21 protein-coding genes are annotated in these 22,985 nt (G+C 64.7%); 6 read left to right on the top strand and 15 right to left on the bottom strand.

Annotated elements, in window-relative coordinates:
- Positions 1-66 precede the first annotated feature (66 nt).
- The 13 genes from tkt to CSC73_RS00340 form a co-directional block, all read right to left on the bottom strand.
- The gene (gene tkt / locus CSC73_RS00400) at positions 67-2,085 is read right to left on the bottom strand and encodes a transketolase (RefSeq protein ID WP_163838494.1); all 2,019 of its coding nucleotides are present in this window, start codon (positions 2,083-2,085) and stop codon (positions 67-69) included.
- Between the two features lie 175 nt (positions 2,086-2,260).
- Positions 2,261-3,550 carry a dicarboxylate/amino acid:cation symporter gene (locus tag CSC73_RS00395; protein ID WP_163838493.1) on the bottom strand — a complete coding sequence of 430 codons (1,290 nt, stop codon included), beginning with the start codon at positions 3,548-3,550 and terminating at the stop codon, positions 2,261-2,263.
- Positions 3,551-3,711: 161 nt separating this feature from the next.
- Positions 3,712-5,382, bottom strand: coding sequence for a BatD family protein (locus CSC73_RS00390; protein WP_163838492.1), 1,671 nt, complete (start codon positions 5,380-5,382; stop codon positions 3,712-3,714).
- Positions 5,379-7,145 carry a VWA domain-containing protein gene (locus CSC73_RS00385; protein ID WP_163838491.1) on the bottom strand — a complete coding sequence of 589 codons (1,767 nt, stop codon included), beginning with the start codon at positions 7,143-7,145 and terminating at the stop codon, positions 5,379-5,381. Before CSC73_RS00385 ends, CSC73_RS00390 begins: the two co-directional genes overlap by 4 nt.
- Positions 7,142-8,158 (bottom strand): vWA domain-containing protein, encoded by a 1,017-nt coding sequence (locus CSC73_RS00380; RefSeq protein WP_163838490.1) that lies wholly within the window; start codon positions 8,156-8,158, stop codon positions 7,142-7,144. Before CSC73_RS00380 ends, CSC73_RS00385 begins: the two co-directional genes overlap by 4 nt.
- Entirely contained in the window at positions 8,155-8,607 is a 453-nt protein-coding gene (locus CSC73_RS00375; protein ID WP_163838489.1) for a DUF4381 domain-containing protein, read from the bottom strand. The genes CSC73_RS00380 and CSC73_RS00375 overlap by 4 nt, the downstream gene beginning before the upstream one ends.
- Positions 8,607-9,515, bottom strand: a complete 909-nt coding sequence (locus CSC73_RS00370; protein WP_163838488.1) for a DUF58 domain-containing protein — start codon at positions 9,513-9,515, stop codon at positions 8,607-8,609. Before CSC73_RS00370 ends, CSC73_RS00375 begins: the two co-directional genes overlap by 1 nt.
- 120 nt (positions 9,516-9,635) lie before the next feature.
- A complete protein-coding gene (locus CSC73_RS00365; protein WP_163838487.1) occupies positions 9,636-10,658 on the bottom strand; it encodes an AAA family ATPase in 1,023 nt (340 codons plus the stop codon).
- Positions 10,659-10,815: 157 nt separating this feature from the next.
- Complete coding sequence (locus CSC73_RS00360) at positions 10,816-12,714, bottom strand: type IV pilus secretin PilQ (protein WP_163838486.1); 1,899 nt, start codon at positions 12,712-12,714, stop codon at positions 10,816-10,818.
- Positions 12,715-12,728: 14 nt separating this feature from the next.
- Positions 12,729-13,271, bottom strand: a complete 543-nt coding sequence (locus CSC73_RS00355) for a pilus assembly protein PilP (RefSeq protein WP_163838485.1) — start codon at positions 13,269-13,271, stop codon at positions 12,729-12,731.
- A 2-nt stretch (positions 13,272-13,273) separates the two neighbouring features.
- Entirely contained in the window at positions 13,274-13,984 is a 711-nt protein-coding gene (locus CSC73_RS00350; RefSeq protein WP_163838484.1) for a type IV pilus inner membrane component PilO, read from the bottom strand.
- Entirely contained in the window at positions 13,981-14,766 is a 786-nt protein-coding gene (locus CSC73_RS00345; RefSeq protein ID WP_163838483.1) for a PilN domain-containing protein, read from the bottom strand. Before CSC73_RS00345 ends, CSC73_RS00350 begins: the two co-directional genes overlap by 4 nt.
- Positions 14,766-15,824: a pilus assembly protein PilM gene (locus CSC73_RS00340; RefSeq protein ID WP_163838482.1), complete on the bottom strand. Its 1,059-nt coding sequence runs from the start codon at positions 15,822-15,824 to the stop codon at positions 14,766-14,768. Before CSC73_RS00340 ends, CSC73_RS00345 begins: the two co-directional genes overlap by 1 nt.
- 220 nt (positions 15,825-16,044) lie before the next feature.
- Between CSC73_RS00340 and CSC73_RS00335 the strand changes: the two genes are divergently transcribed.
- The 6 genes from CSC73_RS00335 to CSC73_RS00310 all read left to right on the top strand — a co-directional run bounded on the left by CSC73_RS00335 (position 16,045) and on the right by CSC73_RS00310 (position 21,093).
- Positions 16,045-18,537 (top strand): penicillin-binding protein 1A, encoded by a 2,493-nt coding sequence (locus tag CSC73_RS00335; RefSeq protein ID WP_163838481.1) that lies wholly within the window; start codon positions 16,045-16,047, stop codon positions 18,535-18,537.
- Between the two features lie 138 nt (positions 18,538-18,675).
- Complete coding sequence (locus CSC73_RS00330) at positions 18,676-19,329, top strand: hypothetical protein (protein ID WP_163838480.1); 654 nt, start codon at positions 18,676-18,678, stop codon at positions 19,327-19,329.
- A 66-nt stretch (positions 19,330-19,395) separates the two neighbouring features.
- A complete protein-coding gene (locus CSC73_RS00325; protein WP_163838479.1) occupies positions 19,396-19,749 on the top strand; it encodes a hypothetical protein in 354 nt (117 codons plus the stop codon).
- 67 nt (positions 19,750-19,816) lie between these two features.
- Positions 19,817-20,242: a ribonuclease E inhibitor RraB gene (locus tag CSC73_RS00320; RefSeq protein ID WP_211840774.1), complete on the top strand. Its 426-nt coding sequence runs from the start codon at positions 19,817-19,819 to the stop codon at positions 20,240-20,242.
- Positions 20,243-20,287: 45 nt separating this feature from the next.
- Positions 20,288-20,557, top strand: coding sequence for a hypothetical protein (locus tag CSC73_RS00315; RefSeq protein WP_163838478.1), 270 nt, complete (start codon positions 20,288-20,290; stop codon positions 20,555-20,557).
- A gap of 113 nt (positions 20,558-20,670) precedes the next feature.
- Positions 20,671-21,093 (top strand): hypothetical protein, encoded by a 423-nt coding sequence (locus tag CSC73_RS00310; RefSeq protein ID WP_163838477.1) that lies wholly within the window; start codon positions 20,671-20,673, stop codon positions 21,091-21,093.
- An 85-nt stretch (positions 21,094-21,178) separates the two neighbouring features.
- Here CSC73_RS00310 and CSC73_RS00305 read toward each other — a convergent pair whose 3' ends face one another.
- Entirely contained in the window at positions 21,179-22,468 is a 1,290-nt protein-coding gene (locus CSC73_RS00305; RefSeq protein ID WP_163838476.1) for a citrate synthase, read from the bottom strand.
- A gap of 225 nt (positions 22,469-22,693) precedes the next feature.
- A complete protein-coding gene (locus CSC73_RS00300) occupies positions 22,694-22,942 on the bottom strand; it encodes a type B 50S ribosomal protein L31 (RefSeq protein ID WP_093283098.1) in 249 nt (82 codons plus the stop codon).
- Positions 22,943-22,985: the final 43 nt, after the last annotated feature.

Here is a 22,985-nt window from a genome sequence, read left to right as displayed (position 1 = left end):
CGCGCAAGCGGCGAGGCGTCGCCGTGAAGGCGATGCGGACGCCGCTGCACTCCGTGCGCGCGGGCCTCAGCCCAGCGCTTTGGCCGCTTCCACCACTTTCTCGGCGGTGATGCCGAAGTACGGGTACAGCGCCTCGGCCGGAGCGGATGCGCCGAAGGTATCGATGCCGATCACCGCGCCGTCCAGGCCTACGTACTTGCGCCAGAAATCGGTGACCGCCGCTTCCACCGCCACGCGCTTGCGCACGGCCTTCGGCAGGACCGATTCACGGTACTCGGCCGGCTGGCGGTCGAACACGTCGGTCGAAGGCATGGACACGACGCGTGTCTTGATGCCCTGCGCATCCAGCGTCGCCTTCGCCTGCGTGGCCAGACCGACTTCGGAACCGGTAGCGATCAGGATCACGTCCGCGTTGCCGCCTTCGGCATCGGCCAGCACATAGCCGCCGCGCGCGATGTTGGCGACCTGTGCTTCGTCGCGCGGCTGATGCGGCAGATTCTGGCGGCTGAAGACCAGGCAGCTGGGACCGTCCTTGCGTTCGATGGCGGCGCGCCAGCACACCGCCGATTCCACCGCATCGCACGGACGCCAGACGTCGTTGTTGGGAATGTAGCGCAGCGAGGCCAGGTGCTCGACCGGCTGATGGGTCGGGCCGTCTTCGCCCAGGCCGATGGAGTCGTGCGTGTACACGTGGATCGCATGCGCCGGGTTGAGCGCGCTCATGCGCACCGCATTGCGCGCGTAATCGCTGAACACCAGGAAGGTGGCGTCGAACGGAATGAAGCCACCATGCAACGCCAGGCCGTTGCTGATCGCGGTCATGGCGAATTCGCGCACGCCGTAATAGACGTAGTTGGCGTTGGGGTCGTCGGTGGCCACCGACTTGCTGGCCTTCCACAGGGTCAGGTTGGAATGGGCCAGGTCGGCCGAGCCGCCGATCAATTCCGGCAGCAGCGGCGCGAAGGCTTCGATGGCCATCTGCGAGGCCTTGCGCGAGGCGATCACGGGACCCTCCGCCTGCAGTTTCGCGATGAAGGCATTGGCCGATTCGACAAAACCTTCCGGCAGGTCCCCGTGCGAACGACGCGACAGCTCGGCCGCTTCACTGCCGAAGTGGGCGGCGTACTGGTCGAACAGCGCGTTCCACTGGTCTTCGCGCACCGCACCGGTTTCGCCGGCGCGCCAGCCGGCATAGATTTCCTCGGGAATTTCGAACGGGCCGTACGGCCATTCCAGCTGCACGCGCGCGGCCGCCAGTTCGTCCTTGCCCAGCGGTGCGCCGTGCGAGGATTCCTTGCCCTGCTTGTTGGGCGCGCCAAAGCCAATCGTGGTGCGGCAGCAGATCAGGGTCGGCTTGTCGGTGGCCTTGATCGCGGTGTCGATGGCGCTCTTTATTTCCACCGCATCCTGGCCGTTGACGTTGCGGATCACCTGCCAACCGTAGGCCTCGAAGCGCGCGGGCGTGTCGTCGGTGAACCAGCCGTCGGTATTGCCGTCGATGGAGATCTTGTTGTCGTCCCAGAACGCGACCAGCTTGCCCAGGCCCCAGGTGCCGGCCAGCGACGCGGCTTCGTGCGAGATGCCTTCCATCAGGCAGCCGTCGCCCATGAACACCCAGGTGCGGTGGTCGACGATCTGGTATTCGGGGCGGTTGTAGCGTTGCGCCAGCAGTTTTTCGGCCAGCGCGAAGCCGACCGCATTGGCGAAGCCCTGGCCCAGCGGGCCGGTGGTGGTTTCCACGCCGGGAGTTTCGCTGTGCTCCGGATGGCCGGCGGTCTTGCTGTGCAATTGGCGGAAGTGCTTCAGTTCTTCCAACGGCAGGTCGTAGCCGCTGAGGTGAAGCAGGGCGTACTGCAGCATCGAGCCGTGGCCGTTGGACAGCACGAAGCGGTCGCGGTTGAACCACTTCGGATTCTTGGGGTTGTGGCTGAGGTAGTCGTTCCACAGCACTTCGGCGATGTCGGCCATGCCCATGGGCATGCCGGGATGGCCGGACTTGGCGGCTTCCACCGCATCGGCGGCGAGGAAACGGATGGCGTTGGCGAGCTGGCGGCGGCCAGGCTTGTTGGAGGCGGGCGTCGTCATGGGGGCGATTTTCAGTGAGGTCGCCCGTAGCTCGGGCGGCCTATTGTCCCATGGCGAACGGGGGAACGCATGCTCTTGCCCCCTTTGCAAAAGGGGGTATGGGGGATTTGCTCTTGGCGCGAAAAGCAAATCCCCCTCAATCCCCTTTTTCAAAGGGGGAAACCTTCGGAAGGCTTCAGTCGGTTTTCTCACCATGGGCCACCAGCGTGGCCAGGGTCAGGTCGCCGGTCACGTTCAGGGTGGTGCGGCACATGTCCAGGAAGTGGTTCACGCCCAGGATCATGCCGATGCCGACCGGGTCCACCCCGACCATGGCGCAGATCAGGGCGACCACGGGCAAGGACCCGGAAGGCACGCCGGCCGTGCCGATGCCGCCCAGGATGCAGACCAGCATCACCATCACCTGTTGCCAGATCGTCAGGTCCACTCCGAAGAACTGCGCCAGGAACAGTACGGTGACGCCCTCGAACAACGCGGTGCCGTTCTGGTTGGCGGTGGCTCCCACCGTCAGCACGAAGCGCGAGACCCGATTGGGCAGGCGCAGCTTTTCTTCGGCCACGCGCAGCGCGGTGGGCAAGGTGGCGTTGCTGGAGGCGGTGGAAAACGCCATTACGCTGGCTTCCTGGGTGGCGCGGAAGAACGCCAGCGGCGACTTGCCCACGGTCTTCAGGGCCAGCGAATAGACCACGAACATGTGGAAAGCGAGCGCCAACACCACCACGCCCACATACGCGCCCAGCCGCACCAGCAGGTCGAAACCGAAGATGGCGGCCAGATTGAACATGAAGCATGCCACCGCATACGGCGCCAGCCGGATCACCAGCCCGATCAGGGTCATGGAGATTTCGAACACGCCTTCGATGCCGCGCTTGAGGATGGAGGTGTTCTCGCTTTCGGTCAGCACCAGGCCCACGCCGAACATGACCGCGAAGAACATCAGCGCCAGGATGGAACCGTTGTTGCCGGCGGCGCTGACCACGTTGTCGGGCACGATCGACAGCAGCATGTCCAGGCCGCGCGGTTGCTTGTCGACGCTGGCCACGATTTCCTTGGCGCGCTCGGCGTTGTCGGTCAGCAGGCTCTGTGCGAGCGCCGGATCCACGCCGGCGCCGGGCTTGAGCAGGTTGACCAGCACCAGGCCGATGATCACCGCCACCGAGGACAGGATCACGGTATAGGCCAGCGTCTTCCAGCCGATGCGGCCCAGCGCGCGGATATCGCCCATCTCGGCGATGCCCACCACCAGCGCCGAAAACAGCAGCGGCACGATGAGCATGAAGATGAGATTGAGGAAAACCTTGGAGAATGGGGTGGTCACGTAAGCGGTGACCCACTTGACCCATTCCGCATCGCCGCCGCCGGTCGCATGCACCACCAGTCCCAACAGCAGGCCCAGGCCGAAGCCGATGGCCATCTTCCAGTGCAAGGGAAGCTTCTTCCTGCCGGAAACGGGCGTATCGCTCATGCGGTGGTTCCTCTACGGACAAGGCCGCAGCTTAGCAAACCTCCCAAGGGAGGCCGTAGGAACGACGTAGGAGCGACGTAAGTCGCGATGAACCGTCGGAGACAACATGCCTTCGCGACTCACGTCGCTCCTACATCGCTCCTGCACGCCCCCCCGAACCATCAGGTCGGATACAACGGCGGAAGGATTTCCTTGGCGGGCTTGGCCGTGGCCCTCCAAACAGGCCCGTCCCGGAACGCTTCGCGCAATGCCGTACGTGCGGCAGCGCCGTCGCCATCGGCCCATCGCGCCCGGCGCAACTGCTCCACCGCATCGCGTTGCCCAGGCGATTCCAGCCTTGCGATCAAGGCATCCAGGTCGGCGCTCGGCGGTGTGGACATGCCGCACAGCACATCGCCCACTTCCTCCAGATCGCCGCTATCCAGCGCACGCTTGAGGTCGGCCCGCGTCTGCGTGGGTGGCGACTCCGGAGATTCTTCATCCATGCGCGCAGGCGAACGCCGTGCAATGGGTGCGGCGCTGCGGCGCTGCAACGCCCAGATCAAGGTGACCAGCCACAATCCGGCGAACGCCACCGCCACCCAGACCCAGAGGCTGTCGGGCAGACGCCCGCGTTCGCCGGTGGCCTGCAGGGAGCTGTCGCCGGCGGCGGTTGCGTCGGCCGTCGCGGGAAGCGTCGAGCCTGCGAATCCGCCGGCGCCGGGTGCGACCTGCAGGGTCAGATCGGGCAGGCTGGCGGTCTTCGCCGCGCCTGCGCGCACGTCCCACCACGCCATCTTCGCTCCGGGTACGACCAGTTTGCCGGCGCCGTTGGGCACCAGCGAATAGCGCCGGGTCAGCTTCACCTGCGGGGATCCGGCGTTGAAGGTCTCATCGTATTGCGGCGGTTCGGCGAACACCTGCGCGCCGGCCACCGATGGCGCGGGCAGTTCGGGCATCTGCGCCTGCGTGGCGCCCTGCGCGATGATTTCCACCACCAGCGTCGCCGCTTCGCCCGCGCGCAACGATTGCGGGGCGCCGACGTAGCGCATGCGCAGGTCGCGCAACGGCAGCCAGGGCTGCGGCGCATTGGCCGGCTGCGCGCGCACCTCCAGCGTGCGGGGCGCGCCGTTGGCGCGCATCTCGCGGCTGTTGCCGCCCAGCAGGTCGTCCATCCAACCGCCCACGCCGCGACCGGCGAACCGGGGGCCGGGAAGCACCAGCTTGCCGCTGCGCTCGGGCACCATCATGAAACGCCGTTCCACCACGTTGTAGCGGCGGCCGTTGAGCTCGCGCACCGATTGCACGTCGTCGCCCACGCGCTGCAGGGAGGCGCCGTCGGGAGCGTCCAGGTCGAGTTGGCCCGAAGCCAGCGGCACTGCGTAGAACAAGCGCAGGGTGACGCCGACGGATTGCTGCACGTAGGGATTGGGATCGTCGACTTCGGTTTCCAGAAATGCGGTCGCGTTGCCGCGCGGCGATACGGGCGCGGAAGCTTCGACTACCAATGCCAGCGGTGGGCTGCTCTGGGCGCCGACGCGCAACGCGGGAATGGCCAGCGTACCGGCACGACGTGGAGAGAGGTTGACGACGTAAACGACCTTGGCCGTCACCGCGCCGTTGATCATCTGCACCTGGCGGCTGCTGGACTGGCCGCTGAGATCGAAATCGGCGCGCAGCGGAGAAAAGTCCGGAGTCGCGGCGGCCTGGTCGGTTTCGATGTTGAGCGTGGCCGATTCGCCCAGCGCTATCCGATTGCTATCCAGCCAGGCACGGGTCGCGGCCTGCGCCGCCTCCGCTCCCATGGCCGAAGCAAGCAGGCAAAGCAGCGCCAGGATCAGGTTGCGTTTCATTGTCCCTCCTTCTGCCGGCGTTCGTATTCCAACTGGAATTTCGTTTTCAGCAAGCCGCCCGGCTCATCGGGCACGCGCCGCAGCCAGGCTTCGACGGCTTGCCTGCGCTCGCGCTGCTCGGGGGTTTCCGTAGCCCGGGCCGCCTGCGCATCGTCCTTGCCTGCTTGCGCGGATTGCTTGCCTGCCTGGGCCATGGCCTGTCGCATGCGTTGGCGCTGCGCCGCATCGGCGGCCTGCTGCGCTTTGGCGTCGGCAGCCTGTTGTTGCGGGGTACGCGGTTGTTCGGGCGTTTGCCCCGCGCCGGTCTTCGGCGGAGTCTGCTGCGGATTGCCCGCCTTGTCCTGTGCGTCGGAAGACTGTTGCTTGGGCTCGGTTTTTCCGTCGCCCGTTTGCCCGCTCTTCTGTTGCTGGTCTTTCTGCTTGCCCTGGCCTTGGTTTCGATTCTGGTTCTGCCCGCCTTGCGGTTTGCGCTTGCGCGCCGCGTCCACCACTTTGCGGTTCTCGATCGCGTCTTCCATTTTCGGTTGCCGCTTCAGCGCCTGATCGTAGGCGGCGATCGCTTCGTCGTATTTGCCCTGCTTGGCCAGCGCATTGGCCTGGTTGTACCAGGCGTCGGCGCTGTCGATGCCCGTGAAAGCCTGCTCGGCGGCGGCATAGTCTCCTTTGCGGTAGGCATCGGCGCCGCGTTCGATGCGCGCATGCTCCTGTTGGTCCGTTCGCTGCCACCATTGTTTTTCCGCGGCCTGTGCCGTTGTCGGCATAGCCAATGGCAGGCACAGGCACAACGCGACCGCGGCGAACGCGCCACCGCGGCGGAACGCGAACAACGCCAGCAGCATCAACGGCGGCAGCAGCCAGTAGCCTTCGTCCTGCCACGCCAGGCCTTTCTTGCCGCGCGCAGCACTGGCATCGGTTTCGCGCGGCGCCAGAAGTTCCAATGCTCGGAGATCGGAGTCGTTGGTGGCGATAGTCTGGTAGCGGCCGCCGCCCGCAGCACTGAGCGCCCGCAGCGTTCCCGCCTGCAGGCGCGCCTGCGCGATGCGGCCTTCGGCGGTGCGGTATGGCGCGCCCGCCGCGGTACCAAGTCCCAGCGCCGATACGCGGTAACCCTGGCGCAACGCTTCGGCCGCGGCGCGGTTGGCGGCGGCATCGGCGTGGTCGGTGACCAGCACGATATCGCCGCGTTCGAAGCCGGCCTGCTGCAACAAACGCACCGACCAGGCGATGGCCTTGCCGGGCTGTTGCCCATCCACCGGCATCACGTCGGGCTCCAGCGCATCTAGGAACAACGCCACGTTGGCCGCATCGTCGGTGAGCGGCGCTACGGTGAAAGCCTCGCCCGCATAAGCCACCAGCGCTACTTGCCCGCCGGCGCGCTCGCGCAGCAAGGTGGCCAGCTTGGCGCGCGCCTGCAACAGGCGCGACGGCGGCAGATCCGAAGCGGCGATGCTGCTCGACAGATCCAGCGCGATCACCAGCGGCGAGTGCGATTGCCACAATGGCTGCTCGCCCTGGCGCCAGCTGGGCCCGGCGAGCGCAAGGATGGCGATGACATACCCCAGCGCGCCGATCCACAGTGCGCCGCGCACGGCCTTTCCGCCTTGTTCCAGCAGATGCGGCAGCAGATGCGCATCGACCACTCCCTTCCATACGTTGTCGTTGCGTCGGCGCATGCGCCACAGCGCCCACAAGGCAGGCAAGGCCAGCAATGCCCACAGCCAATGCGGGCGCAGCAGGTGCAGCGAGCCCATCCAGCCGCTCATTGCAACCGCCTCGGCAACAGGAACGCGAGCAGCGCGACCAGCAAGGCGGCCGCCAACGGCCACGCGTAGCGTTCGATGCGCGGACGCACACGCGCTCCTTCCTGCCGCACCGGTTCGATGCGGTCGAGTTCGGCGTAGATGCCGGCCAGCTGTTCGGTATCGCGCGCGCGGAACGATTGCCCGCCGGTTTCCTGCGCGATCCTCTTCAGCGTTTCCTCGTCTATCTCGTCCCCGCCGCCGGATATGGGCACGGTGAGGCCGAAAATGGAAAAACCTCCGCCCGATCCGCCGAAGGCGATGGTGTGGATGCGTACGCCCTCGGCCTTGGCCAGTTCGGCCGCCTTGAGCGGATCGAGTACGCCGGCGGTGTTGACGCCGTCGGTAAGCAGGATCAGTACCCGCTGGTCCTTGGGCTGATCGCGCAGGCGCTTGACCGCCAGGCCGATGGCATCGCCGATGGCGGTTTCGCGTCCGGCCAGGCCGGCGACGCTGTCGCGCAACTGGTCGCGCACCGAATCGCGATCCAGGGTCAGCGGCGTCAACGCGTAGGCGCGCTGGCCGAACACCAGCAGCCCCACCCGATCGCCCGTGCGGCGATCCAGAAAATCCGCCAGCACCGCCTTGGCTGCCGTGAGCCGGTCGACCACATTGCCGCCCAGCTCCATATCCGGTTCGCTCATGCTGCCGGACAAGTCCACCGCCAGCATCAGGTTGCGGCCGCTTTGCGGCGGCGCCACCGCTTCGCCAAGCTGCTGCGGGCGCGCCGCGGCGGCGCAAAGCAGGAACCACGCCAGCCACGCCAGCGCTGCGATATGCAGACGGCGCGGGCGTCCGCCGCGCGTGGCGATGGCATCCAGCCGCCTGCCGTAAGGCACTTTCAGCGAAGCCGAAATATTGCGATGGGGCGGCAACAGCCAGCCGGCCAGCCAGGGCAGCGGGAAAGCGAGCCACATCCACGGCCAGGCGAAGCCGCCGAACGCGATCTTCAGCGTCTCGAGCCAGGAATCGATCATCTCCGGCCCGCCATCAATTCGAGGAAGCGCGCACGCGCCAGCGTTTTGACTGCCGCGAACTCGCCCGCCGGCACTTCGCGGCGGTATCCTCCTTCCAGCAACAATCGTCCAACGCCTTCGCTGAAGGCCTTCTGCTTCTTCCCATCGAGCAGGCGCAACCAGTCTTCGTTCTGCAGACGGTCCGCCTGCTTGTCCACGCGCCGCGCCGCGCGACGCAGCAGTTCCGACATGGCCGCGATCTGCGCGGCCGGCGCGCTGTCGCCGCAAGCGTCATCGAACAGTTTCTGCCAGGCGAGCGTCCGATGCCGGCGCTGTCGCCCGACCCACCACAGAATCGCGAATACCAGCGCTATCGCACCGGCCACCAGCCACCAGCCCGGCGCCGGCGGCCACCACGAAGGCGCTGGCGGCACGTGCACGTCGCGGAGCACCAGTTCCTGCGCCTGCATCAGGCCACCTGCGATTGCGAGCGGCCGAGCAGCGGCAACCAGGATTCGCTGGGCGCATCGCCTTGCAGCGAATACGCGCGCACGCCGCGGCGCGGCAGGTTCTCCAGCGCGCTTTCGACCGGGCGGCCGAATTCCTGCTGCCAGCGTTGGCGTTGCGTAGCGTTGCCCAGGTCCAGTTCGACCCGATGGTCGCCGAGCGAGAACGGCAGCAATGCGTGGGGAGGCTCGGTTTCCAGCGCATCGGTCAACAGCAGCACCACCACTTCGTGGTGCATGGCCAGCGCGGGCCAGCGCGATTCCGGAACAGCCGCGATGCTGCGCGGATCGGCCAGTACGATCAGCCGCGAGCCGGGACGCAACAGGCGCGCGGCGCTATCCAGGGCCGAAGCCAGCCCCGAATCGTCGATGGGCGGCCGCGAGTACCAGCGCACCAGCGCGTCCAGCACGCGCAACGCGCCGCGCGGACCCGACGCAGGAGGCACCGGCGCCTCCTGCCGGCTGCCGCGCAAAATGGCGACACGGTCGCCGTCGCGCACTGCCGCCCACACCGCCACCGCCGCCGCCCGCGCGGCCTGCACCGATTTGTAGCGGACGCGCGTACCGAAATACAGGGCCGGAGAAGTATCGGCCACGATCAAGGTCAGCCGCTCGCGTTCGGCCTGGAACAGCTTGGTATGCGTGCGGCCGCTGCGCGCGGTAAGCCGCCAGTCGATATGGCGCACATCGTCGCCGGCCACGTATTCGCGCGATTCGGCGTACTCCATCCCGCGCCCGCGCGCGCTGGATTGCGCCGGGCCTGCGGCGTTGTACCGGCCCTTGCGCGCTGGTGGGCGGCGTTGCGCCGTGGCGCGCAGGGCCACCAGCTCGGCGAGCGTAGGCCTGATTCCGTCGCTGGCGAAGTCGGTCATGGCACCCGATTCCCGGCAATCAACGCGTGTGGCGGGCACTGCCCGCCACGCTTTCCGAGCAAGCGAGCGGAAGGGTGTCGCTCCCGACGGACAATGTCCGCCCGACAGGATTCGTCTCCATCACGGTAGCGGTACTTTCTCTATCAGAGCCGCGACCAGCCTGTCGCCGTCCCACCCTTCCGCGGTGGCTTCGTAACTTGGCAGCACGCGATGACGCAATACGTCCGGCGCAATGGCGCGCACATCGTCAGGGGTGACGTAATCCCGCCCCGCCAGCCAGGCGCGCGCGCGCGCGCAACGCTCGAGCGCGATCGAACCGCGCGGGCTCGCGCCCCATGCGATGCGCCGCCCCAACTGCGCGTCGTAGCGCTTGGCGTCGCGGGAAGCCAATACCAGTTCTATGAGGTAGCGTTCGAGTTGCGGCGCCACGTGCAGATCCAGCACGGCCGCACGCGCGGCGAAGACGTCTTCGATCGGCAACCGCGATACCGCTTCGGCGGTGTGCTGCAGGGTGTCGCGCGCACGTTCGCGTGCCAGCCGCAGGATTTCCGCTTCGGTCGCCGCTTCCGGGTAACCGATGCGCACATGCATCAGGAAGCGGTCCAGCTGCGCCTCCGGAAGCGGGAATGTGCCCTCCTGCTCGATGGGATTCTGCGTGGCCATCACCAGGAACAACTGCGGCAACGGATAGGTGTGGCGGCCGACCGTCACCTGGCGCTCGCCCATCGCCACCAGCAAGGCGGACTGCACCTTGGCCGGCGCGCGGTTGATCTCGTCCGCCAGCAGGATGGGATGGAAGATCGGACCGGGCTGGAACTCGAAGCGGCCGTCCTGCGGGCGCCAGACCTCGGTGCCGGTCAGATCGGCCGGCAGCAGGTCCGGGGTGAATTGCACGCGGGCGAAATCGGCCTGCAGGCGCGAGGCCAGCGCGCGGATCGCAGTGGTCTTGGCCAAGCCAGGCGCGCCTTCCACCAGCAGGTGGCCATCGGCCAGCAACGCGATCAGCAGGCGCTCCACCAGCGCGGACTGGCCGACGATGGTTTCGGACAGGCTTTCGCGCAACAGGCTGAAGGCTTGGTGCAGGCGGGGGCTGTCGCTGCCCACGGCTTTATCGGCGGAAATGCCGGCGGTCTGGCTATCCATTGTCGCGTCGTCGGAATCGGAGATCGATCGATTCTGACCGATCGGAGAACGGATGGTTCACTTGATCGCCGACCCTGTTCCGTGTCGTTCAGCCATGGCCAGCCAAACGGAAACGGGGCCCAAAGGCCCCGTTTCCGGTGTCGCAACGACACAGCGATCAGCGCTTGGCGACCGAGAGTATCTTCGGCGTTATGAAGATCAGCAGTTCCGCCTTTTCCTTCGACCGGCCCTTCTTCTTGAAGAGATTGCCCAGGAAGGGAATATCGCCGAGGAAAGGAACCTTGGCCAGGCTGCTGCGATCCGTGAATTCGTAGACGCCGCCGATCACTACGGTCTGCCCATCCTCGACCAGCACGGCAGTCGTGATCTCGCGCTTGTTGATCTGCGGGACTGCGCCGTAGTTGCCGATATTGATGAAGCTGTCGATCTCGTCTTTTTTGACATTGAGGTTCATGAACACGCGACCGTCATCGGTAATGGTCGGGGTCACCTTCAGCTCCAACAACGCTTCCTTGAATTGGACGCTGGGCGTCGATGCAGCGCCGGAAGTGCCGCCCGTAATGGTCACGTAGCCGATTTCCCTACCCTGGCGGATCACTGCTTCGCGCTGGTTGGCGGTAACCAGGCGCGGATTGGAGATCACTTCTCCGCGGCCTTCTTCCTGCAAGGCCGACAGCTCGAGATCGAGCGAGAAATTACGGCCCAGCAGCGTATAGGCCAGCGCGCCAGCGGCATTGTCGATGAAACCAGATGCAGGCAAATCGACGTTCAATCCACCCGGCACCGTGGTCTGTCCATCGTTGATGATGTCGGCGTTGTTCTCCAGCGATCCGCTGATCGCGCCTGTGTTGGTGCCCGTCCGGCGCCCGGCGATGCCGAAACGCGCGCCGAGATCGCGGGCGAAGGTGTCGGTCGCGATCACGATACGGCCTTCTATCAGGACCTGGTCGACCGGGCGGTCGATCACGTTGATCAGCTCGCGCATCTGCGCGACTTTCTTGGGAATGTCGCTGATCATCAGCGTGTTGGTCCGCTCGTCGGCGACCAGGCGGCCTCGCGGCGACAGGAAGCCGTTTTCCTGCTCACTGCCACTACCGCCACCGCCTTGGTTGCCGATGCCTTTGGCTTCCGTCAGTGCCTTGAAGATCGCGGTAGCGCTGTGATAGTTGATCTGGACGTAATCGGTCACCAGGTCCACGCGGTTGTCGATGGCGATGCGCGCGTCTTCCTTGTCCTGTTCGAACTTGGCCAGCTCCGGCTGCGGGGCGACCCAGACCACGCCGCCTTCGCGGCGCTGGTCCAGTCCTTTCGCGCGCAGAACGATGTCCAACGCCTGATCCCACGGCACGTTGACCAGGCGCAGGGTTACGTTGCCCTGGACGGTGTCGGAAGCCACGATGTTGAGGCTGGATTCCTCCGCTATCAGCTGCAGCACGGTCCGCACCGGAACGTCCTGGAAATTGAACGTGACCGGGCGGCCCTTGTAGGCGCGCGGGGCGGCGGCCACGCTCGCCGAACCTGCGGCGACCGAGGACGAGGCCGAAGCGCCCATCGCCGATTGGGCCGCGCGCGGCACGATTTCCACGATGTATTCGTTGCCGGTCTGGTAAGCGAGGGACTCGAACGCACCGTTGGTGCTCAGCACCACCTGGGTGCCGCTGCCCGAAGCGTGCGCGTCGACGCGTTGCACGGGCGTGGCGAAATCGACGACGTTCATCGGCCGCTGCAGGGCGGCGGGAAGGACGGCATTGCCGACGTCCACGACCACCGAAGATCCCTGGTTGCGCAAGTCGGGCATCGCCCCTTTGCCGTTGAAACGGACGATCAGCCTGCCCGCTCCTCCATCGCCCCGCTTGAAGTCGATGTTGGCGATCTCCAGCTTGCCGGTCGCTTGCCGGCCGGGATCGGCCTTGCCCGCCACTGCGACGGGGGCCGGCGCGGCGGCGGTGGCTACGCTGGCCACCGCCAGCAAGCCGATCGCGAGTCCGAGGCAGCAGACCCCATGGGTGGCCAAGCGCCGGAAGGGCAACGGGCTGTGAACGTTCGAAGCGGTCATCGTGTATCCCCTAATCATTGATCTTCAAGCGCAATCGACGCAGGCCTTTCCAGCCAGCCGCCCGCACCATCCGGCACAAGTTCGACAAGTTCAATGCGATCTTCATGGACGCCGGTGATGCGGCCATCGCTTTGCCCCAAATAAGCGCCCGGGCGCACCCTGTAGGTGACCTTGTCCGGCGCCATCACCAATGCAATCAGTCCCGCGCCCTTGCCGATCGTGCCGACCATGTCCAGGCTGTCCAGCGGATATTGCTCCAGCGTTTCCTTGCGGCGGTTCGGGTCGGGACGCAGGCCACCGCTATCGGCATTGCTCCAGGCATCGCTGAAGGGATCGCGAAGGGTCTGCGCGGCGTATTCGAAGGTCTCGAACTGCTGCATGACCGGCAAAGGCTCCAGCGCGGGCGCCGGGCGCGCCTGCACATCGGCGACCCATTTCTCAAGATTGGGCGCCTCGCCAGGCGTGCTGGTGACGCTGCGTGCGCAACCGGTCGCCGCTACCGCGATCAGCAGCACGCAGAGCCGGCGGGAAAAGCGATTCGGTTTCTCGAGAGCCATGCTCATGCTCCACCACCGGCGGCTGGCGCTGGCGTTGCAGGCGGGGCCGCACCGCCGGCGGCCTTGGCCGCTTCGGCAGCCTTCTTTTCCTGCGCAGCGGTTTCTTCTTCGTCCAGGTACCGGTAGGTCTTGACCGTGCCGGACAGCTCCAGAGCGCTGTTGTCGGTGATCCGGCCCTTCACGTCCCGGGGCTTGAGCGAAATGTCGTGCATGGTCAGGATCACCACGCGCGGCAGCGACGCCACGCCGCTCACGAACGCGCCGAACTGGTGGTAGCTGCCCACCATGCGCAGCGCGATCGGTTTCTCGGCGTAGAACTCCTTGGGAGTTTCGGGACCGGGCTGGAACAGTTCATTGGCCAGGCCGCTGGACAGGGCGGTCTGCGAAATGTCCACGATCAGGTCCGGCATTTCCGTCTTGCTGGGCAACTGGCGCAGCATCTGCTGCAGGACCTGCTCCATCTGGGCCAACTGCTGCTTCAACGGTTCCAGATTGGCGGCGCGGCCGGCCTTGTCCTCGAAATCGCGGCGAAGGTCGGACTCCTGGTTCTCGAGCGTCTGCAGTTCCTCGCGCTTGCCCTTGATCAGCAGGAAATAAGCGAGCAACAGGATCAGCAGGCCCACCAGCACGCAGAACCCGATCTTGTAGTTCCGCGGCCAGTTGCCGATGTTGTTGAAATCGAGGTCGCTGAGTTTGACTTTTTTCTGGCTCATGACGCCGGCCTCCCCTCGTTCGTCGGCGCTGGCTTTTCAACCGGTGTGTTGGATGGAGCGGCTGCGGGCGCGGCGGCGGGCGGCGTCGCGCCTGGCGCTGGCGCCGCATTGGCGGGCGCCGGAGCCGGGGCAGGCGGGGCGGTGACGTTGCCGGATACCGGGGGGGCGGGCGGAACCGCCACATTGCCTTCGGCATCGGGCGCGTTGGGATTGGCCAGCTTGACCTGCAAGGTGAAGGCGTACGGAAGCGCGCGCGCCGTAGGGGTCACGACTGCCGCTCCAGCCGCCTTTTCTTCCGCCTTGGCCTCGATGATCGACAGGTCGGGGTTGGTCATCCAGCCCGAACCTTCCAGGTTGCGCATGTAGTTGCTGACCCGCGCGTTGGACTGCGCGCGGCCTTCCAGGGTGAGGATTTCGCCTTCCTGCTTGATGCTGGACAGGGCCACGCCATCGGGAATGGTGCGCACCAGCGAATCGAACAGATGCACCATCTGCGAGCGGTTGGCCTGCAGTTGCTCGATCACTTTCTTGCGCGCCAGCAGGCGGTCTTTCTGCTTGTCCAGGGCCTCGATCTCCTTGATCTTGCCCTCCACTTTCTGGATCTCGGCCTGCAGGAACTGGTTGCGGGTGTTCTGGCCGCTGATCTGCTGGCTGTAGTGGAACCAGATCAGGAACGACAGCACCAGCCCGCCCGCGGCCGCCAGGCCCAGCATGCCGTAGAACTCTTTCTGTCGGTTGGCGCGCCGTTCGGCGCGCCAGGGGAGAAGGTTGATCCTCGCCATCAGTCGAAGCTCCTCAGGGCCAGGCCGGTGGCGATCATCAGCGCCGGGGCGTCCTGGGCCAGCGCATGCGCCTGCACGCGCGGGCCGAGTGTCATCTGCGCCAGCGGATTGGCTACCACCGTCGGCACGCCGAGCTGCTCTTCCACCATCTCAGGCAGGGCCGGCAGCGCGGCACAACCGCCGGCCAGCACGATCTGGTCGACGCGATTGAATTCGCTGCCTGCGTAGAAGAACTGGAGCAGACGGCTGATCTGCTGCACGGTGGCTTCCTTGAAGGGCTCCAGCACTTCCACCTCGTAGCTCTCGGGCAGGCCGCCCTGGCGCTTGGCCATGCCGGCTTCTTCGTAGGTCAGGCCATAGCGGCGCATCACTTCGTCGGTGAGCTGCTTGCCGCCGAATACCTGTTCGCGGCTGTAAAGGCTGCGGCCGGAGCGCAATACGTTCAACGTGGTCATGGTGGCGCCGATGTCGACCAGGGCCACTACGCCGTCGTGCGGAATCGGCAGTTCGCTGGACAACAGGGCGAAGGCGTTTTCGACCGCGAAAGCTTCCACGTCCATGATCCGGGCGGTCAGGCCTCCCAGCTCCAGCGCCGATTGCCGCAGCTCCACGTTCTCCGAGCGCGAGGCCGCCAGCAGCACCTGCACCATCTCGGGATTGTTGGGCATCGGACCCAGCACCTCGAAGTCGAGGTTCACTTCCTCGATCGGGTACGGGATGTAGTTGACCGCCTCGAGCTCCACCTGGGCTTCCAGGTCGTTCTCGTCCAGCTCGGCGGGCATGGGAATGATCTTGGTGATCACCGCCGACCCGGCCACCGCGGCAGCGGCGTACTTGGTCTTGGTCCCGGCGCGGGTCACGGCGCGGCGGATCGCTTCGCCTACCGCCTCGACCTCGACGATGTTCTTCTCGACCACCGCATTGGGCGGTAGCGGCTCCACGGCGTAGTGGTCTACGCGGAAGCGATTGCCGACCCGGGAAAGCTGCAGCAGCTTTACCGCGGTCGAACTTATGTCGACGCCAATGAGCGGCGACTGGCTTTTAGGTATAAGCCCCACGGTATCTCCCCTTCCGACAGGCACGACAAGCAGGTCAAGCCTCGCCTCACATTAATAACGAAGTTTTCACCACTTGCAATAGCCGTTAACCAGCCTGTGCGGCTTGTCACGGTTCACTAAAGATGTCGGGCAAGTCACTGTTTCCCCCCGGAACGTAACCGCCCTACCCCGAGTCATCTATACTCCCGCGCCACGTATTCTGCAATCGGAATCTGACCGGATGTCCCGTTTCCGCCGCCTGCTGCGCTGGGCATTTTTCACCTTCACAGCCCTGTTCCTGCTTGGCGCCATAGGTCTGGGAATCCTCTATTACGTGGTCTCCTCGAAGGTGCCGGACATCCAGTCCCTGCGCACGGTCGAACTCCAGGAACCCCTCTACGTCTATGCCAGCGACGGGCGTCTGATCGGGCTTTTCGGCGAGACCCGGCGCTACCCGGTCAACATCGAGAACGTCCCCAAGCAGGTCCAGGACGCGTTCATTGCCGCGGAAGACTCGAATTTCCGGTCCCACAACGGCATCGACCCGAAGGGCATCTCGCGCGCGCTATGGCAGACCGCCACCCTCAAGGAAGGTCGCGTGGCCGGCGGCAGCACCATCACCCAGCAGGTGGCCCGCCAGTTCTTCCTGAGCTCGGAATACAGCTATACCCGCAAGCTGGTCGAAATGATGCTGGCGATGAAGATCGAGGGCATGCTGACCAAGCCCCAGATCCTGGAGCTCTATCTCAACAAGAGCTTCTTCGGCAATCGCGCCTACGGCGTGGCCGCCGCGGCCGAGTACTACTACGGCAAGCCCCTGGACCAGCTGACCCTGGGCGAGACCGCCACCCTGGTCAGCGCGCTCAAGTTCCCCTCCAGCGGCAATCCCATCAGCAATCCCGAGCGCAACCACCAGCGCAGCGTCTATGTCATCGAGCGCATGCTGGAGGACAAATACATCACCCCGGCGCAGGCCGCCGAGGCCCAGGCCGAACCGATGCACGCCAAGCCGCATGAGCGTCCGGTCGAGGTCTATGCACCCTATGTGGCCGAAATGGTGCGCCAGGAAATGATCGCGCGCTTCGGCGGCGAGGTGCTGACCAAGGGCTACCACGTCACCACCACCATCGACCCGGTCATGCAGATCGCGGCCGATATTGCGGTACGCGACGGCCTGCGCCTGTACGACCACCGCCATGGCTGGAACGGCGTGGAAAGGCATTTCGAGGTCACCGCCGATGCCGATGCCTCCGCCCTGGCCAGCCATCTGGCCGGCATCCCGGTGCAGAACGGACTGATTCCCACCGTAGTGGCGCGCACCAACGCAGACGGGGGCATCACCGTCGTGCTGGCCGACGCCAGCGAAGTCGCCCTGCCGGCTTCGGCCAGCAAATGGACCGGCAAGAGCGCGGCGGCGCTGGTCAAACGCGGGGACCTGGTCCGCATCAAAGCCGACGCGCCGAAAGCGGTCCCGACCAAGCCCGGCGAAACCGCGCCGGCCGTAGCGGCGGGGCCAGTCACCTATCAGATCGACCAGATCCCGCGTGGCCAGGCCGCCCTGGTATCGCTGGACGCCAGCAACGGCGCAGTGAAGGCGATCATCGGCGGCTACAGCTTCGCCGGCAACAAGTTCAACCGCGCCACTCAGGCGCGGCGGCAGCCGGGCTCCAGCTTCAAACCGTTCCTGTATGCGGCGGCGTTCGAGCGCGGCTTCAATCCGGCCTCTATCGTTCTGGACGCACCGGTGGTGTTCCGCGACCGCCGCGGCCACATGTGGAGGCCGCAGAACGACGGCGGCGGCTTCCGCGGACCCATGCGCCTGCGCGAGGCGCTGGTGCAGTCGCGCAACCTGGTGTCGGTGCGCCTGCTGGACAGCATCGGCGTGGATTTCGCGCGCAAGTACATCAGCCAGTTCGGTTTCAACGAAGCCGAACTGCCGCCCAACCTGTCGATGTCGCTGGGTACCGCTTCGCTCACGCCGCTGTCGATGGCGCGCGGTTATGCGGTGTTCGCCAACGGCGGCTCGCGGGTGACGCCGTGGTTCATCGATGAGATCAAGGACCGCGAAGGCAACGTCGTCTTCAAGGAAAAGCCCGCCACCGCCTGCCGCACCTGCGGAGGCGGCGGTGTCGCCGGCGCTCCCGCGCAGCAGGCCAGCACCGTGGTGGATGGCTTCGATTTCGGTCCCGCCCAGGACGGCAAACCAAAAGCACCCGCCGAAACGACTCCGAAGAAGCCCGTCGCGGCACCCAAGCCCGTCGACCCCAACCTGGTGGTCGCCCCACGCGCCATCGACGAACGCACCGCCTATCAGCTGGTCTCGATGATGCGCGATGTCGTCCTGCGCGGTACCGCCACTGCGGCCAAGGTCCTCAACCGGGAGGATGTGGGCGGCAAGACCGGCTCCACCAACGACCACCGGGATGCGTGGTTCGGCGGCTTCGGCGGCCCCTACTCCACCGTAGTGTGGGTGGGCCGCGACGATTTCCGCAGCCTGGGCTACCGCGAGTACGGCGGCAAGGCCGCGTTGCCCATCTGGATCGACTTCATGCGCGAGGCGCTGAAGGACCAGCCGATCGCGCAGAACGATCCGCCGGAGGGCATGGTGCAGGTGACCAGCAACGGTGCGACCGAATGGGTCAAGGCCGAGGACCTGGATCGCATACAGAGCGAAGAGTTCTTCAATACCGACGACAACGCCGCCGCCGACGAAGCCGCCTTCGACATCTTCTGACCCTTGTAGGAGCGCCCCCTGGGCGCGAGCTTTTGCTCTGCGAGATCTCCGGCAAAAAAGCTCGCGCCCAGGGGGCGCTCCTACAACCGCAACACGGCATCGGGTACAGTTAGGGCTGGTCAGATGCGGAGGGAGCCCATGCACCACGCGCGCCAGCATGCCGAAACCCGCACCCGCGAACGCCGCCACCGGTTGGCCCACGAAGCGGCCCGGCTGATGGCCGAAGGCGGCTTCCGCGATTACCACCAGGCCAAGCTGAAAGCCGCCGAGCGCCTGGGCATCCACGACGACGCTTCGTTGCCGCGCAACCGCGAGATAGAGGACGCGCTGCGCGAGTACCAGCGTCTGTTCGTCGGCCAGCCGCAACAGCAGGCGCTGCGTCTGCGCCGCGATGCCGCTTTGCGGGCGCTGGAGTTCTTCGCCGGTTTTTCCCCGCGCCTGGCCGGTCCCGTGCTGGAGGGAACCGCCGACGCCAATTCATCGGTGCATCTGCAGCTGCACACCGACGACGCCGAAGCAGTGCCGCGCTTCCTGGAAGAACACCGCATTCCCGCCGACGCGCGCACGCGCCATCTGCGGTTGGACCGCGAACGCAGCGGTGATTTTCCGGTATGGGTGTTCAGCGCCGAGGATCTGACCTTCGACGTGACCGTGCTTCCGCACGATGCCTTGCGGCAAGCGCCGCTGTCGGGCGTGGACGAGCGGCCGATGAAAAGGGCGTCGTTGGCGCAGCTGCGGCAGTTGCTGGCCGATGAGGAGATTGCTGGGTACGAGCTAAGTGTTTCTCGCTAAGAAGCGATGAGACTAGAAGCCAACAATAGAGGCCCTTATATGCGTATGTGCGCTGGCGCCGCCGTCATGCTTGTCATCACTATCGCAGTTGGTAGCGCCTTCGACTTGCTTGTCACCGCGGCGGCATCAGCCGTCCATGCCTCATTGCAACCTGCTACGGCACTAGTCGGCATGCTCGCGGCTGCCTGCGGGGCATTCGTTGCCAAGCGCGGCTTCGTTCCAACCGCTATTGGTGTGTGCGCCGCTTTCTGGGCGCTTGCGCTTTACCATGTGCATAAATTCTCTTTCGGCCTGACCTACGCAGACCTTATTTCCAGCAATGCTGCGCCTATTGCGCTGTCTCTTGCTTGTGCTGCAGTCGGAGCGCTCCTCGGGCAGTATCTCGCACGTGCCGGAAAGGTCCATCGTGCGGTGGCGTAGCAGCTCATTAGCCGAACTTGCTTCGCGGATCGGATTTACTCAGGCGTTATACGGCTAGACACACACCATGTCGAAGAATATTAAGATCGTCTTTCTGATTTTTTTGCTAACCGCCTGTGGTCAGACAGAAGACAGAAACATGATTACGAAGGATCAGCTTATTGAAATGTTCGACAGCATGTCTCAGGACAGTTCTTGGGACTTTTCTAAGCCCATGGTTTGGGGCTATTTCTTCACAGACAACTCCAAAGAACGACTCCAAGCAGCCAAGCCGGCCTTGGAATCTCAGGGCTACAGGTTCGTGGACTTGTATCTCGCCGAGAAAGAAAGCCCTAAAGATCCCGATCTGTGGTGGCTCCATGTCGAAAAGGTCGATATTCATACCCCAGATTCTCTCGACCAAAGAAACAAGGTTTTGTACAAGTTTGCGGATGATCACGGCCTTGAGTCGTATGACGGCATGGATGTAGGACCCATCAATGCAAAGCACTAACCTGACATGATGAAACGAAGTTGCCCAGCGTGCGGGCGATCGACAGTGAGCGTGTGGCAACTGTTTCTGTTGGGCGGTCTTCGTGCCGTTGATTGTGCAAATTGCGGCGCAAGGATAGGTGTCTCGCGGCTCAGTTATCTTGTCGTGCTGACATTTGGCACATGGACTCCGGTTGCAGGGGCAGTTATCGGCGCCATAACGGCTTCCGGAATTACCGGAAACAATATTCTCATCGACGCCACTGTAGGAATCGTGCTGGGCGGGATACTTTCCGTCGCACTTTACTTCCGCGGCGCGAAGCTCGTTGTGATCTGAAGCATGCCTAACATCTTCGATTGAGAGGCCATCTCTTATAGCGTGGGCATGTACTTAGCAATTCATTCAAGCCGAACCCGCTTCGCGGGCCGACTCAACTCAGGTGCTGACCAATGGACGGTTTCTGGTTTCAATCCAGTATGTTCGATATCGAACCTGGAGAGGATCAGGAGATCAACCCCCGGATGTACGGTCGTCAGCTTGCCAATTGGCTGAAGGAACAGCTGGAGCTACGCGGCTACGACGTCGAGCCGGTGATCAATGAAGATTGGGGAAGATGCCTCATGTGTTCCAGAGATCCATTCATGCTTTGGGTGGGCTGCGGAAACGTGACGGATTATTCCACCGCCCAAGAGAGCGATCCGCCGCCGCCCAAGGAACATATCTTCTGGCACTGTTTCGCCGTAGCGGAGATTCCGCTCCTCAAAAGACTATTCAATAAGTCCGACACGGGCCCGGCACTCCTGAAGCTCAATGCCGACCTATCTGACATCCTTTCTAGCGACCCGCGCATTGTTATAACTGAAGAACCGTAGTCGAACGCATGTCTTTGTCCGAAAACATTAAGACAAAAAAAAGCCCCGCAATGCGGGGCTTTCTTGTTGCACGAAACGGAACCGATCAACGCTGATCGATGCCCTTGTAGTCGCGCTCGGCGTAGCCGGTGTAGATCTGCCGCGGGCGGCCGATCTTGGCTTCCGGGTCGACCTGCTGCTCCAGCCAGTGCGCCACCCAGCCTGCCGTGCGGGCGATGGCGAACATCACCGTGAACATCTCGGTGGGGATGTTGAGCGCCTTGTAGATGATGCCGCTGTAGAAGTCGACGTTGGGGTACAGCTTGCGCTGCACGAAATAGTCGTCCTTCAGCGCGGCCTCTTCCAGGCGCAGCGCCACTTCCAGCATCGGGTCGTTGACGCCCAGTTCGGCCAGCACTTCGTGGGTCATCTCGCGGATGATCTTGGCGCGCGGATCGAAATTCTTGTACACGCGGTGGCCGAAGCCCATCAGGCGGAAACCCGATTCCTTGTCCTTGGCCTTGTCGACCGCCGAGCTGACGTTCTCCGGCTTGCCGATCTCGGCCAGCATCTTCAGCACGGCCTCGTTGGCGCCGCCGTGCGCCGGACCCCACAGCGCCGCCACGCCGGCAGCGACGCAGGCGTACGGATTGGCGCCGGTGGAACCGACCATGCGCACAGTGGAGGTGGAAGCGTTCTGCTCATGGTCCGCGTGCAGGATGAACAACAGATCCAGCGCCTTGGCGGCGACCGGATTGAGATCCAGCGGCTCGCTGGGCACCTCGAACATCATGTGCAGGAAGCGGTCCACGTAGGCGTGGTTGTTGCGCGGGAAACGCACCGGCCAGCCGATCGAATAGCGGTAGCAGGCTGCCGCGATCGTCGGCACCTTGGCGATCAGGCGGATCGCGGCCAGGCGGCGCTGCTCGGGGTCTTCCAGATCCAGCGTGTTGTGGTAGAACGCGGCCATCGAGCCGACCATGCCCACCATCATCGCCATCGGATGCGCGTCGTGGCGGAAGCCGCCGAGGAAATTCTTGAAGGCCTCGTGCATCATCGTGTGATGCGCGACTTCATGGTCGAACTTGGCGAATTCGTCCGCCGTGGGCAGCTCGCCGCTCATAAGCAGATAGGCCACTTCCAGAAAGCTGGACTGCTTGGCCAATTGCTCGATCGGATAGCCGCGGTACAGCAGCACGCCGGCGTCGCCATCGATGTAGGTGACTGCGGACTTGCAGCTGGCCGTGGCGGTGAAGCCGGAATCGTAGGTGAAAAGACCCGTTTCCTTGGTCAGCTTGGAAATGTCGACACAACTATTGCCGAGCGTGGGTTTGAGTACCGGCATGACCACCGATTTTTCGCCGGCGGTCAATGTGGCCTGGTCGAGTTCTGACACAGTGCGCTCCTTCGTGGGGATGCGCCGGTCGGCGGTGCCGGCGGCGCGGGACGGGAGTCCAGGCCGTGTTGACGCTGGATGGCCGAATTATCGCACACGCGTTTTGGAGCCGTCGCTCAAAAGAACGCGGAGTTCAGACCAAAGGATAAGGAACGGACCGTTCGGCCACCGCAACGAAAACGGCCGCGCTGGGCGCGGCCGTCCGGTACAACCGAGCTGCAGGAATTACTTCGCCTGCTGGTAGCGCTTCTGGAACTTGTCGATGCGGCCGCCGGTGTCCATGACCTTGTGCTGGCCCGTGTAGAACGGGTGCGACGAGGAGGAGATTTCCACCTTGATCAGCGGATACTCGTTGCCGTCTTCCCACTTCACGGTCTCTTTGGAGGCCAGGGTGGAACGGGTCAGGATCTTGAAATCGGAGGTGACGTCCTGGAAGACGACGTCGCGGTATTCGGGATGGATGTCGGCCTTCATGGCGGCACCAGATATCTAGGGAAGTGAAGAGCGGCATTTTAGC

Source organism: Pseudoxanthomonas sacheonensis (assembly GCF_010093305.1).
Taxonomy (GTDB): domain Bacteria; phylum Pseudomonadota; class Gammaproteobacteria; order Xanthomonadales; family Xanthomonadaceae; genus Pseudoxanthomonas_A; species Pseudoxanthomonas_A sacheonensis.
The sequence above is the reverse complement of the archived record's forward strand: the minus strand, read 5'-3'. Positions and strand labels throughout refer to the sequence as shown.

Bases quoted from the DNA above. Each gene is read 5' to 3' on its own strand.
- tkt (WP_163838494.1), bottom strand. From the start codon at position 2,085: ATGACGACGCCCGCCTCCAACAAGCCTGGCCGCCGCCAGCTCGCCAAC.
- CSC73_RS00395 (WP_163838493.1), bottom strand. From the start codon at position 3,550: ATGAGCGATACGCCCGTTTCCGGCAGGAAGAAGCTTCCCTTGCACTGG.
- CSC73_RS00390 (WP_163838492.1), bottom strand. From the start codon at position 5,382: ATGAAACGCAACCTGATCCTGGCGCTGCTTTGCCTGCTTGCTTCGGCC.
- CSC73_RS00385 (WP_163838491.1), bottom strand. From the start codon at position 7,145: ATGAGCGGCTGGATGGGCTCGCTGCACCTGCTGCGCCCGCATTGGCTG.
- CSC73_RS00380 (WP_163838490.1), bottom strand. From the start codon at position 8,158: ATGATCGATTCCTGGCTCGAGACGCTGAAGATCGCGTTCGGCGGCTTC.
- CSC73_RS00375 (WP_163838489.1), bottom strand. From the start codon at position 8,607: ATGCAGGCGCAGGAACTGGTGCTCCGCGACGTGCACGTGCCGCCAGCG.
- CSC73_RS00370 (WP_163838488.1), bottom strand. From the start codon at position 9,515: ATGACCGACTTCGCCAGCGACGGAATCAGGCCTACGCTCGCCGAGCTG.
- CSC73_RS00365 (WP_163838487.1), bottom strand. From the start codon at position 10,658: ATGGATAGCCAGACCGCCGGCATTTCCGCCGATAAAGCCGTGGGCAGC.
- CSC73_RS00360 (WP_163838486.1), bottom strand. From the start codon at position 12,714: ATGACCGCTTCGAACGTTCACAGCCCGTTGCCCTTCCGGCGCTTGGCC.
- CSC73_RS00355 (WP_163838485.1), bottom strand. From the start codon at position 13,271: ATGGCTCTCGAGAAACCGAATCGCTTTTCCCGCCGGCTCTGCGTGCTG.
- CSC73_RS00350 (WP_163838484.1), bottom strand. From the start codon at position 13,984: ATGAGCCAGAAAAAAGTCAAACTCAGCGACCTCGATTTCAACAACATC.
- CSC73_RS00345 (WP_163838483.1), bottom strand. From the start codon at position 14,766: ATGGCGAGGATCAACCTTCTCCCCTGGCGCGCCGAACGGCGCGCCAAC.
- CSC73_RS00335 (WP_163838481.1), top strand. From the start codon at position 16,045: ATGTCCCGTTTCCGCCGCCTGCTGCGCTGGGCATTTTTCACCTTCACA.
- CSC73_RS00330 (WP_163838480.1), top strand. From the start codon at position 18,676: ATGCACCACGCGCGCCAGCATGCCGAAACCCGCACCCGCGAACGCCGC.
- CSC73_RS00325 (WP_163838479.1), top strand. From the start codon at position 19,396: ATGCTTGTCATCACTATCGCAGTTGGTAGCGCCTTCGACTTGCTTGTC.
- CSC73_RS00320 (WP_211840774.1), top strand. From the start codon at position 19,817: ATGTCGAAGAATATTAAGATCGTCTTTCTGATTTTTTTGCTAACCGCC.
- CSC73_RS00310 (WP_163838477.1), top strand. From the start codon at position 20,671: ATGGACGGTTTCTGGTTTCAATCCAGTATGTTCGATATCGAACCTGGA.
- CSC73_RS00300 (WP_093283098.1), bottom strand. From the start codon at position 22,942: ATGAAGGCCGACATCCATCCCGAATACCGCGACGTCGTCTTCCAGGAC.